The sequence below is a fragment of the Tsukamurella serpentis genome, from assembly GCF_054780975.1.
In genome coordinates this window covers 684,954-697,158 of record NZ_BAAGVH010000003.1, presented here as the reverse complement: position 1 = coordinate 697,158, position 12,205 = coordinate 684,954, and the positions used below count along the sequence as shown (strand labels likewise).

At 69.7% G+C, this 12,205-nt stretch carries 9 protein-coding genes; 3 read left to right on the top strand and 6 right to left on the bottom strand.

Annotated elements, in window-relative coordinates; genetic code table 11:
• Positions 1–40: 40 nt before the first annotated feature.
• The 4 genes from ACYVHG_RS11595 to ACYVHG_RS11580 are packed head-to-tail and all read right to left on the bottom strand — an operon-like array spanning position 41 to position 4,800.
• Positions 41–838 carry a hypothetical protein gene (locus tag ACYVHG_RS11595; RefSeq protein WP_461167585.1) on the bottom strand — a complete coding sequence of 266 codons (798 nt, stop codon included), beginning with the start codon at positions 836–838 and terminating at the stop codon, positions 41–43.
• Entirely contained in the window at positions 839–3,727 is a 2,889-nt protein-coding gene (locus ACYVHG_RS11590; RefSeq protein ID WP_461167584.1) for a DEAD/DEAH box helicase, read from the bottom strand. It abuts the gene before it with no gap.
• 11 nt (positions 3,728–3,738) lie between these two features.
• Positions 3,739–4,362 (bottom strand): GNAT family N-acetyltransferase, encoded by a 624-nt coding sequence (locus ACYVHG_RS11585; RefSeq protein WP_461167583.1) that lies wholly within the window; start codon positions 4,360–4,362, stop codon positions 3,739–3,741.
• A 9-nt stretch (positions 4,363–4,371) separates the two neighbouring features.
• Positions 4,372–4,800, bottom strand: a complete 429-nt coding sequence (locus tag ACYVHG_RS11580; RefSeq protein WP_461167582.1) for an acyl-CoA thioesterase — start codon at positions 4,798–4,800, stop codon at positions 4,372–4,374.
• Between the two features lie 132 nt (positions 4,801–4,932).
• Here ACYVHG_RS11580 and ACYVHG_RS11575 point away from each other — a divergent pair, with 132 nt between their 5' ends.
• Entirely contained in the window at positions 4,933–5,700 is a 768-nt protein-coding gene (locus tag ACYVHG_RS11575) for a hypothetical protein (RefSeq protein WP_461167581.1), read from the top strand.
• Positions 5,701–5,814: 114 nt separating this feature from the next.
• Positions 5,815–9,597 (top strand): multifunctional oxoglutarate decarboxylase/oxoglutarate dehydrogenase thiamine pyrophosphate-binding subunit/dihydrolipoyllysine-residue succinyltransferase subunit, encoded by a 3,783-nt coding sequence (locus ACYVHG_RS11570; RefSeq protein ID WP_461167580.1) that lies wholly within the window; start codon positions 5,815–5,817, stop codon positions 9,595–9,597.
• Positions 9,598–9,647: 50 nt separating this feature from the next.
• On the opposite strand, the gene ACYVHG_RS11565 is transcribed toward ACYVHG_RS11570, so the two are convergent.
• The gene (locus ACYVHG_RS11565) at positions 9,648–10,295 is read right to left on the bottom strand and encodes a TetR/AcrR family transcriptional regulator (RefSeq protein ID WP_461167579.1); all 648 of its coding nucleotides are present in this window, start codon (positions 10,293–10,295) and stop codon (positions 9,648–9,650) included.
• A gap of 117 nt (positions 10,296–10,412) precedes the next feature.
• Here ACYVHG_RS11565 and ACYVHG_RS11560 point away from each other — a divergent pair, with 117 nt between their 5' ends.
• A complete protein-coding gene (locus ACYVHG_RS11560) occupies positions 10,413–11,243 on the top strand; it encodes an SDR family NAD(P)-dependent oxidoreductase (protein ID WP_461167578.1) in 831 nt (276 codons plus the stop codon).
• Positions 11,244–11,247: 4 nt separating this feature from the next.
• Here ACYVHG_RS11560 and ACYVHG_RS11555 read toward each other — a convergent pair whose 3' ends face one another.
• Positions 11,248–12,201, bottom strand: coding sequence for a glycine betaine ABC transporter substrate-binding protein (locus ACYVHG_RS11555; RefSeq protein ID WP_461167577.1), 954 nt, complete (start codon positions 12,199–12,201; stop codon positions 11,248–11,250).
• Positions 12,202–12,205 lie beyond the last annotated feature (4 nt).

Sequence of the window (12,205 nt, the reverse complement as noted above, 5' to 3'; positions counted from 1 at the left end):
GGTTCGCTCAGCGCTGCGGCGCGCCGCGATCCCGCCGAGATCAGCGCGGCTGGCGCAGCCTGTCGTACAACTCGGCGAGCTCGTCGGTGGCCTCAGCGACATCGGCCGCCTTGGTACCCGTGCGGCGCAGCGCCATCCGCAACAAGGCCGGATCGAGCAGGGTCAACGGATCCACGGGCTGCGGTTCCGGCAGCGGAGGCAGCTCCAGTCCATCGCCGTAGAAGCCGGCCCGTTCGGCCTCCCCCGCCTGCTCCGACTGGACGCTCGCCCCCGCATCCTCAACGCCGGCACCGCCACCGCCGGCGGCCCCCGTCTGCGTGTGCTCCGCGCTGGTCACCCTGGCCAGCAGACCGGCCAGCGGCACGCCGGCGAAGTCGAGGACCAGCGACGGATCGGTGTCGGCTGCCGCGCAGAACTCGTAGGTCAGCGCCAAAGCATGCACGCACGCACCTGATTCGTCCGGACAGGCGCAGTCCACCAGCACATCGGAACCGGTCTCGGGTAGCACCAGCTCTCCCAGTGTGCGCCCCAGATCACCGCGCGTCACCGCCATCAGCTCCGCGGCCGCCCCCTGCCCCACCAGCAGCGAGACCACCACCGCCGGATCCGCTGGGACCCGCGCGAGAGCGACGCCGAACGGATCGAGTTGGCTGCCCTGGACGGTCGCCGTGACCGAGGCCGGCACCACGGCCATCGCGTAGACCTGATGCTCGGCGTACAGGCGTCGCGCGTACTGCACCTTGCGCCGCTCGGTGAGATCCTCGCGCTGCGCGATCAGCCGTCGGGTGAACCAGGTGCGTCCCATAGGACGGGCGGTGTCCCGGGTTCTGCGCGCCACCTAGACCACCGAATCCTCACGCAACCGCACCAGCTCGTAGAGCTCGTCGTTGTCGAGTTCACCCAGCCATGTCTCGCCGACCTGCACCGTCATCGCGGACAGCTCCTTCTTGGCGGCGATCACCGCGTCGATCCGCTCCTCCAGGGTGCCCGCACAGACGAACTTGCGGACCTGCACCGCCCGGGTCTGGCCGATCCTGAAGGCCCGGTCGGTGGCCTGGTTCTCCACCGCCGGATTCCACCAGCGGTCCACGTGGATCACGTGGTTCGCCGCCGTCAGGTTCAGACCGGTTCCGCCGGACTGCACCGTCGCCACCAGGGCGGGAGGGCCGTCGCCGGACTGGAATCGCGCGACCATCGCGTCCCGGTCCCGGCGATCCACCTCACCGTCGAGTACCGGAACGTCCGCACCGAGCAGCCCACTGAGGTAGGGCTGCAGCATCCGCGCGAACTCGGCGTACTGGGTGAAGACCAGGGCGCGTTCGCCCTCGTCCGAGACGGTGGTGAGGATGTCGGCCAGCAGTTCCACCTTCCCGGACCGGTGTTCGCCGCGGCGCAAAAGCGGAGAACCGTCGCCGAGGTAGTGCCCAGGGTGGTTACAGACCTGTTTGAGCCTGGTCAGCGAGGCGAGCACCAGGCCGTTGCGCACCTGACGACCGGACCCCTTGGCCTCGTGGAGTTCCTCGACCAAACGGTTGAGCACCGCCTGGTACAGACCTGCCTGCTCGGGGGTCAGACAGGCGCGCACCGTGAACTCGGCCTTCTCGGGCAGCTCGGGCGCGATCGTCGGATCGGTCTTCTCCCGGCGGAGGATGAACGGCGAGGTGAGCGTGGTGAGCCGGCGCACCGCCGCGCTGTCCTGCTCTCGCTCGATGGGCAGCGCGTAACGATTGCGGAAGGTCCGGGCCGATCCCAGGAGCCCCGGGTTGACCAGATCGATCACCGCGCGCAGGTCTTCGAGCCGGTTCTCCACCGGGGTTCCGGTCAGTGCCACCCGGTGCCCGGCCGGTATCGCCCGCAGGGCCTTCGCGGCGGCGGTGTTGACGTTCTTGACGTGCTGGGCCTCGTCGACCACGATCCGGCCCCAGTCGTGCCCGGCCAGCAACTCACGGTCCCGCGCGGCCAGGGCGAAGGTGGTGACCACCAGATCGGAGGCCGCGGCCGCGCGGCCGAACTCGTCTCCGGTGGGCCGGTCGGAGCCGTGGTGCACGTGCACCCGCAGGCCCGGGGCGAACCGGCGCGCCTCCGCGACCCAGTTGCCGACCACCGACATCGGGCACACCAGCAGCGTCGGGGCGGTCCCCCGCTCGGCGTTCTCGGGTTCGGCGTTCTCGCGTTCGTGGCACAGCAGGGCCAGCACCTGGATCGTCTTGCCCAGTCCCATGTCGTCGGCCAGCACCGCGCCGATCCCCGACCCCGAGAGCGTCGCGAGCCAGGACAGTCCCCGCTGCTGATAATCACGCAGCTGCGCGGTCAAGGTCGACGGTGGCGGCACCGTCACCGGTTCGATGGTCCCGCCCCGGTACACCGCATCGAGCCAGCCGAGCCCGTGCACCGCGGCGATCGGCACCGGCAGTGCCGCCGGATCTGCGATCATGCCCAGCAGGTCACCGAGATCGGTTCCCGACTGTGCAGCGGTCCGCTGCTCGGCGACGAACCGGGCCGCCTGCGCGAGAGTGCGACGATCGGCGCGTACCCAGCGTCCGCGCACCTCGACCAGACCGGACACCGAGTTCGCCAGACCGGCGAGTTCACTGGCGGTGAGCACGGTGTCGCCGATCGCGAGTTGCCAGACGAAGTCGGTGATCTCCGCGAGTCCGGCCTGCACCGTCAGCGCGGTGCCGCCGGGCTGCTCGCGTCCGTGCAACCGCAGTGCGGGGCGCACCGTGGCGATCGACGCGGGCAGCAGGACCTCGTACCCGGCCTTCGTCAGTCCCGGCGCGCCCTCCACGAACAGTGCCTCGGCCTCCGTGGTGGTCAACAGGAAGTCCAGCGAGCTCTGATCCTGGCGGACCCGTTTGAGCGGCGGGTAGACCGCCAGCGCGCGTGCCAGTTCTCCGGCGAGATCGTCGAGGTCGACCGGGTTCATCCGGACCGGGTCCACCCGCTCCGGCGCGGCCCCCGGGACGCGCCGGCACACCTCGACCCGCCACAGCGGCGACCGGTCCGGCGGGCCGCCCTTCGGGCCACGGCCGTCCGGCTCGATCAGGCGCAGCACCAGCAGGGTCTCGGCCGAGCGGATGCTGCCCGCCCATTCGGTCCACGCCGCCGGCGCCCCGGCGTCCGCGACGGCCCGCTCCGGCAACGGCTCCCCCTCCACCAGCGAACGCAGCACCGGAGCCGCCACCCACGTCCAGGGCCCCTCACCCAGGCGTCGGCGGGCGTACCGGTCGGTGAACTCGGCACTCATGTCCAGCACGGCGGCCAGATCGCCGGTGCCGCGCAGCACCGGCGGCATCGCCGCGGCAGCGGATTGCACCCAGGTACGCCACTGCACCGATTCGATCGGGGCCCACCGCACCGACCAGTCACCGTCGTCGTCGCGCAGCACCGGGCCGATCGCACCGGCGGCGACGAAGCGCTGCACCGACTCCGCGACCCACCGCAGGAAGCGCAGGTCACCGGCGCCGTCGGACGGGGTCAGCGCATCCAGGACGGTGGCCGCCCGCTCCGGCCCCAGGGTGAGCGCCGGCACCACCTGACGGCCCTGCGGACCGGCGATGGTGATGCTCCGGCGCGGCCGCCGGCCGGCGAGGATCTCCGCGATCGGCGCCGCGACAGTGCGCGGGGCCGGGTCAGCGGTCGGCGCACCGGCCTCGTCGGTGAACCACAGCGCGAGACCGAGACCGGGCCGCCACAACCCGTGCGCCGCGGCCTGAGGGCGTGGCATGTGCGCTCCCCCTACTCCGACTCGGGCCGGTACGCCCGATGCCGGTACCGTAAGCGGTGCCGCAGCGTGGCCCGGACCGCCGGCCACTCGTGCGCGAGGACGGAGAACATGACCACGTCCTGCAGGGCACCGTTGGTGTAGCGGCGGAAACTGCGCAGCACGCCGTCCTGCTTGGCCCCGAGCCGCGCGATGGCCTCCCGGGACTGCGCGTTCGCCCACTGGGTGCGCAGGCCCACGCATTCGCATCCGAGGGTCCCGAAAGCGTGATCGAGCAGAAGCAGTTTGGACTCGGGGTTGGTTCCGGTGCCGTGCGCCGACACCCGGTTCCAGGTGTATCCGATCTCCAGCCGGGGAACCGACGGGTCGAGGTCGTAGTACGTGGTCATGCCCAGGACCCGGCCGTGGGCGTCGACCGCGGTGAACGGGATCATCTCGCCGCGGTCCTGCAGTTCGAGGCGACGGTCGATCTCGGCGCGCAGGGTCTGCGGGCTGGGTACCGAGGTGTACCAGCGGTCCCACATCCGGCCGTCGCCGAGCGCGTCGATCAAGCCGTCGTGGTGCTCGGGCCGCAGCGGCTCGAGGGTGACCAGGTGACCGGCCAGCGTGACCGGGCCGGGCGGTGTCAGGAACGCCATGCGCGCAGGCTACGCGGCAGGGGTGACAAGTAGCTTCTCGAGCGCACTGCGCAGGTGGCCCGGGATCGGCGTGGGCCGTCGGGTGGCCCGGTCGACGAAGACGTGCACGAAACCACCCTGTGCGGCCGGGGCACCGGCACCGTCGAACAGCGTGACTGCGTACTTGACGCTGGAATTACCCAGGACGGTGACGGCGAGACCGGCGGTGACGGTCTCCGGGAAGGCCAGCGGTGCGTCGTACCGACAGTGAGATTCCACACACAGGCCGATCTCGGATCCGTTGTGGATGTCCAGGCCGCCCTCGCGGATCAGATAGGTGTTGATGACGGTGTCGAAGTAGCTGTAGTACTCGACGTTGTTGACGTGTCCGTAGACATCGTTGTCCTTCCACCGAGTGGGGATGACCAGGGCGTACGGCTGTTCGTCGATCGTCGGCACGCCGCTGACACTACGCCGGGCGGTGCCCCGCGGGAGCGCGCTGCGCGGACGGACCGGGAATGAATGTCACCCGGCGGTGGTAACAAGGAAATGACACGTCCCGCAGGGACTACGAGCTCGGAGGTCTGCACCATGGCGAAACAGCCCGCACCGATTCCACCCGATCAGCCCGCCGCACCGGTGCTCAAGCACGACGGTGGCGGCGGCATCGGCGCCGTCATCGATCGCGCCGCACGGGTGCAGGCACCCGCCGTGGCCAAGTACGTCGCCGGACTGCGCGCCGACGACCCCGCCGCCACCCCGGCCCAGATCATCGAACGACTCGAGAAGCGCTACCTGCTCGCCGTGACCGGCAGCGGCGGCGCCGTCGGTGCGACCGCGGCGGTTCCGGGCCTGGGCACCATCGCGGCGCTCGGCGCGGTCGGCGCCGAGACCGTGGTCTTCATGGAGGCCTCCGCGCTGTACACATTGGCTGTGGCCGAGGTCTACGGCATCCCGATCGAGAACCGGGAGCTGCGCCGCGCGCTGGTGCTCACCGCGGTGCTCGGTGATTCCGGACTGGGCGCACTGCGCGCGACCTTCGGCGCGAAGAACGCGACGCTGCTGAACCTGAAGAAGAACCCGAGCATGATTCCGGGTCTCGGCGGGTTGAACAAGCAGCTGATGAAGATGTTCACCCGCCGGTTCCTGGCGAAGCGGGCACCGCTGCTGCTGGGCAAACTGCTGCCCGCCGGGATCGGGCTGGTAGTGGGCGCCGGCGGCAACCGGGCACTGGGCCGCGGCGTGATCAAGAACGCGCGCGAGGCCTTCGGGCCGATCCCGGCCACCTGGCCGGCGCCGGCGCTGCGGGTGATCGACGGATCGCAGCCCGGTACCCCGCCGAGCGCGTTACCCGAGTAAGGCGGCGCACGGTTCGGGCAGTGGACTACCCTGGACCGCGCGGACCTGCGCCGTCTGTGACCCAGTGCGGCGCGCGCATGATACGACGAAGATGAAGCGAGGCGAGGACCTGCCGTGAGCAGCAGTTCTGTATCGGATTTCGGCCAAAACGAGTGGCTGGTCGAGGAGATGTACGAGCGGTTCAAGGCCGACCCCGCGTCGGTCGACCCGAGCTGGCACGAACTCCTCACGAACTACACCCCGGGAGCTGCGGCGAGTAACGGTACGGCGGCCGAGTCCGCTCCCGCGGGCGGTTCCTCCGCCCAGCCCGCGGCGAAGGCCCCCGCCCCGACCGCCGCACAGCCCGCTGCTCCGAAGCCCGCTGCTGCCAAGCCCGCCTCCGCGCAAACGGTCAAGCCCGGCACCTCGAAGATCGCCGACACCACGCTCACGCCCGCTCCGACGTCGCCGGTGACCCCGGCACCGTCGTCGCCCGCGAAGCCGGCGCCCGCCCCCAAGGCACCCGCCTCCGCCGAGTTCCCGGCCGAGGAGGAGCGCACGGTACTGCGTGGCGCCGCGAACGCCGTGGTCAAGAACATGAACGCCAGCCTGGAGGTCCCGACCGCGACGTCGGTGCGCTCGATGCCGGTGAAGGTCATGTTCGACAACCGCGTGGTGATCAACAACCACCTCGCGCGCACCCGCGGCGGCAAGATCAGCTTCACCCACATCCTGGGTTACGCCCTGGTTCAGGGCGTCAAGGCGTTCCCGAACATGAACCGGCACTTCGCCGAGGTCGACGGCAAGCCCAATGCCGTCACCCCGCCGCACATCAATCTCGGCATCGCGATCGACCTGGTCGGTAAGAACGGCAGCCGCAGCCTGGTGGTGGCGGCGGTCAAGAACACCGAGACCATGGACTTCGGCCAGTTCGTGGCCGCCTACGAGGACATCGTCCGCCGCGCCCGGCAGGGCAAACTGACCGCCGAGGACTTCGCCGGCGTCACCATCTCGCTGACCAACCCGGGCGGCATCGGCACGGTGCACTCGGTGCCCCGCCTGATGACCGGCCAGGGAGCGATCATCGGCGTCGGCGCGATGGAGTACCCGGCCGAGTTCCAGGGCGCCAGCGACGAGAAGATCGCCGAGCTCGCGGTCGGCAAGCTGACCACGCTGACCTCGACCTACGACCACCGGATCATCCAGGGCGCCGAGTCCGGCGATTTCCTGCGCTACGTGCACGAGCTGACCCTCAGCGACGCCTTCTGGGACGACATCTTCCGCACGATGCACGTGCCCTACGAGCCGATCCGCTGGCGGCAGGACATCCCGCCGCACGGTATCGACAAGGACGCACGCGTCCTGGAGTTGATCGCGGCGTACCGGGCTCGCGGACACCTGATGGCCGACATCGATCCGCTGCGCTACAACAACGACAGCCTCGAATCGCACCCCGACCTCAACGTGCTCACCTACGAGCTGACGCTGTGGGATCTGGACCGCACCTTCAACGTCGGCGGCTTCCACGGCGCGGACCGGCTCAAGCTGCGCAAGGTGCTCTCGGTGCTGCGCGACGCCTACTGCCGGCACGTGGGCATCGAGTACACCCACATCCTCGAACCGGAGCAGCAGAAGTGGCTGCAGGAGCGGGTCGAGACCAAGGACATCAAGCCGAGCGTCGCCGAGCAGAAGTACATCCTCTCCAAGCTCAACGCCGCCGAGGCCTTCGAGACCTTCCTGCAGACCAAGTACGTCGGCCAGAAGCGGTTCTCGCTGGAGGGCGCCGAGTCGGTCATCCCGATGATGGACGCCGTCCTGGACCAGGCCGCCGAGCACAGCCTCGACGAGGTCGTCATCGGTATGCCGCACCGCGGCCGGCTCAACGTGCTGGCGAACATCGTCGGCAAGCCCTACAGCAAGATCTTCACCGAGTTCGAGGGCAACCTGAACCCGGCGCAGGCGCACGGCTCGGGCGATGTGAAGTACCACCTCGGCGCAGAGGGCAAGTACTACCAGATGTTCGGTGAGAACGAGATCACCGTCTCGCTGGTGGCGAACCCCTCGCACCTGGAGGCGGTGGACCCGGTGCTCGAGGGCATCGTGCACGCCAAGCAGGACATGCTCAATCCGCCCGAGGGCGAACACCCGGTGCTGCCGCTGATGCTGCACGGCGATGCGGCCTTCGCCGGCCAGGGCGTGGTGGCCGAGACGCTGAACATGGCGAACCTCAAGGGTTTCTCCAACGGCGGCACGGTGCACATCGTGGTCAACAACCAGGTGGGCTTCACCACCTCGCCGGAGCACTCGCGCAGCTCGCAGTACAGCACCGACGTCGCGAAGATGATCGGCGCGCCGATCTTCCACGTCAACGGCGACGACCCGGAGGCCTGCGTGTGGGTGGCCAAGCTGGCCGTCGACTTCCGCGAGCAGTTCGACAAGGACGTCGTGATCGACCTGGTCTGCTACCGCCGCCGCGGCCACAACGAGGGCGACGACCCGTCGATGACGCAGCCCGGCATGTACGACGTGATCGACACCAAGCGCGGTGTCCGCAAGTCGTACACCGAGGCCCTGATCGGTCGTGGTGACATCTCCACCAAGGAGGCCGAGGACGCCCTGCGCGACTACCAGGGCCAGTTGGAGCGGGTGTTCAACGAGGTCAAGGAACTCGAGAAGTTCCAGGCCGAGCCTGCGCCGTCGATCATCGCCGATCAGCCGCTGCCCAGCTCGCTGGTCACCGCTGTTCCACTGGAGCAGCTGCAGCGCGTCGGCGACGCCTACGCCAACGTTCCGGAGGGATTCACCGTGCACCCGCGGGTGGCCCCCGTGGTCAAGCGCCGCTTCGAGATGTCGCGTGAGGGCGGCATCGACTGGGCCTTCGGCGAGCTACTCGCCTTCGGCACCCTGCTGGAGGAGGGCCGCACCGTCCGCCTGGCCGGCCAGGACAGTCGCCGCGGTACCTTCACCCAGCGCCACGCGGTGCTGATCGACCGGCAGACCGGGGCCGAGTACACCCCGCTCGATCACCTCGGTGAGGACGGGGCCGCTTCGCCCGGCCGGTTCATGGTCTACGACTCGGCACTCACCGAGTTCGCCGGCCTGGGCTTCGAGTACGGCTACTCGGTGGCCGACGAGTCCGCGCTGGTGTGCTGGGAGGCGCAGTTCGGCGACTTCGTCAACGGCGCGCAGTCGATCATCGACGAGTTCATCAGCTCCGGTGAGGCCAAGTGGGGCCAGACCTCGGGCGTGACGCTACTGCTGCCGCACGGCCACGAGGGTCAGGGACCGGACCACACCTCGGCCCGGATCGAGCGCTTCCTGCAGCTGTGCGCGGAGGGCTCGATGACGGTCGCCATGCCGTCGACCCCGGCGTCGTACTTCCACCTGCTGCGCCGCCACGCACTCGACGGCGTGCGCCGCCCGATGGTGGTCGCGACACCGAAGTCGATGCTGCGCAACAAGGCCGCGGTGAGCCCGCTGGAGGACTTCACCTCGGGCAAGTTCCGCTCGGTGATCGACGATCCGGCCTTCGAGGTCGACGGCGGTGACCGCGATCGGGTGACCAAGCTGCTGCTGGTCTCGGGCAAGCTCTACTACGAGCTCGAGGCGCGCCGCAAGAAGGACGGCCGGGACGACATCGCCATCATCCGCCTCGAGCAGCTCTACCCGCTCCCCTCGCGGCGGCTGCCGGCCACGCTGGACAAGTACCCGAACGCGACCGACGTGCGGTGGGTCCAGGAGGAGCCGGCCAACCAGGGCGCATGGCCGTTCTTCGGTCTGGCACTGCCCGAGCTGGACGAGCGTCTGGTCGGGATCAAGCGCGTCTCCCGGCGTGCGATGTCCGCGCCGTGCTCGGGCTCGTCGAAGGTGCACGCCGTCGAACAGGCTCAGATCATCGACGAGGCCTTCGTCCAGTAACCGCTCGACACGACAGCGGGCCGGCTCTGCGGAGCCGGCCCGCTGTCGTGTCAGCTCAGGTCCAGGCCGACGGCCGCAGCGATCGCGACGAACATGGTGGCCAGGTGATCGACGATCTGATCCCGGCTCATCTCGGCGAAGCCGGCGTTCTGGTCGAGCCACTGCACCAGGGTCTCCTCGACCACCGCGATCCACCCGTGCACGGACAACACGAACTGCGGCGACCGCTCGATGCCGAGGAGTCCTGCCTGTTCGACGAACCGGTCGACGATCTGCTCACGTACCGACTTGACCGCCGCACGGATCCGCGGCTCGGACCAGCTGACACCGGCCAGCATGGGCAGCAACGAATGCTGGTGATCGACGATGTGGTCGACGTAGCCGCCGAGCGTCTCGACCAGGATCGGCATCACGTCGGTGATGTCCTCCGGGGTCCGCGCCGGCGTCGCGACTTCACCGACCAAGCGGGCCTGCTCCTCCACCAGCGCCACCTGGAAGTCGAGTTTGGAGTCGAAGTAGTGGAACAGCAGTCCCGCGGACACGCCTGCGAGACCGGCGATCTCCTCGATGGACACCTGTTCGAGCGCCTGGTGTCGCAGGCTCTGTAGGCCGAGATCGATGAACTGTTGGCGCCGCGCCTGGGGACTGAGCCGGGTGCGCTTGCGCCCCACAGCAGCGGCCATGGACTTTCTGGTCACCTACTGAATCTTACTCAATACGTCGTTGACATAGGTCACATCGCGAACCTACTGTCGGAAGCAGTGCGCCGGTTCGGCGTCCGGTTTCCCGCAATCGCAGCGTGAGGATTGACATCGATGAAGAGTTTCCGCGGAAAGGTCGCCGTCGTCACCGGAGCCGCCTCCGGCATGGGCCGTGAACTGGCCCTGCAACTCGCGCAGGAGGGCGCCAAACTGTCCCTGTGCGATTACGATCCGGCCGGCCTGGAGCAGACCGCCGAGGCCGCCCGCGCGGCCGGTGCGCAGGTGCACACCAAGGTGGTCAACGTCGGTGAGCGCGAGCAGCTGATCGCCTACGCCGAGGACGTCGTCGAGCACTACGGCACCGTCAATCTGCTGTTCAACAATGCCGGTATCGCGCACCACGAGCCGGTGGAGACCACGTCCTTCAAGGACTACGACCGGATCATGGACGTCAACTTCTGGGGCGTCATCAACGGCACCAAGGTCTTCCTGCCGCACCTGATCGCCTCCGGCGATGCGCACATCGTCAACACCAGCTCGCTGTTCGGTCTGCTCGGCATCGGCGGCCAGAGCGCGTACAACGCCTCGAAGTTCGGGGTCCGCGGCTTCACCGAGGCGCTGCGCATCGAGATGCTCTCCAGCGGCCACAACGTGGGCGTGACCTGCGTGCACCCCGGCGGGATCAAGACCGCGATCGCCCGCAACGCCACCGTCGCCGACGGCAAGGACCAGGCCGGCTTCGCGACCCTGTTCGACAAGCACCTCGCGCGCACCGAGGCAGACGATGCTGCGCGCACCATCCTGGGCGGGGTCAAGCGCAACCGCGGCCGAGTGCTGATCGGCGCCGACGCCAAGATCATCGACGTGCTGGTGCGCCTCGGCGGCTCCGCCTACCAGCGGGTCAACGCGATCATCGACACCCAGGTGGCCAAGCGCCTGGGCTGAGCGATCAGCGCAGCGGGTGCTCCGCGGCCCAGTCCGCGGTCACCTGCTCGGGCGTGCGCTCCCCGGCGGCGACCTTCGCCACCATCGCCGCCAGATCGGTGGTGGTGAGTTCACCGGCGATCGCCGAGAGCCGGCGGGTCTGCGCCACCGTCAAACCGTCCCGTCGCACCAGCGGCACCACCGCGCGGGCGGGCACCGTCTCCTCCGGGTCGGCCACCTGCGTCAGATCGCGGGACGCCGGCGACAGCGTGCCCAGCTGGGCGATCCGCGCGCGTCCGTCCTGCACGGCGGCGGCGGCCGCAGCCTCATCGGTCACCACGATCACCGGTCCGACCGGGCAGCCGTAGCGGGCCGTCAGTTCCGCCGGAGAGGGCGGCGCGCCCGCTGAGCGCTGCGAGTCCGCTGTAACCGCGACACTGCCCGAGACCCCCTCGCAGCCGCGCAGGGTGGCCGGGGGTGCGTCCTTGGACACGAAGAGCATCGGCTGATCGAGTGCCGGCGTCGGATCCCCCAGGCCCAGCCCCTCCGGCAGTACCGCGCTGAGCGCGACGAACTGTGCATCCCACTGCTCGCGTGGATCGGCCCGCGCCGCGGCGGACCCCTGAGCCGAGGTGGACTGCCGCGCCGAGGACGGCTGCGCGGCACCGGGCCGGTACCGCTCCCACAGTGCGCCGGTCAGCGCGGGCACCACCGTGATGTCGCCGCGTTCGACCGCGGCGACCGCGGCATCCCCCGGCCCGAGCCCGAGCCGGGTCCGCACCGGCGTCCCCGCTGCGCTCAGGGCGTTCGCGTAGATCAACGCCTCGATCCGGGAGGCCGCATCGTCGGAGGACCCGACGGTGACGGTGCCCGGCGAGGTGCGCGGACCGGTGTCGGCACCGTCACCGGGACCCGAGCAGCCGGCCACGGCGCCCGCCACCAGCACGGCCGCGCTCACACGGAAGAAGGTCGGACTCACGTCT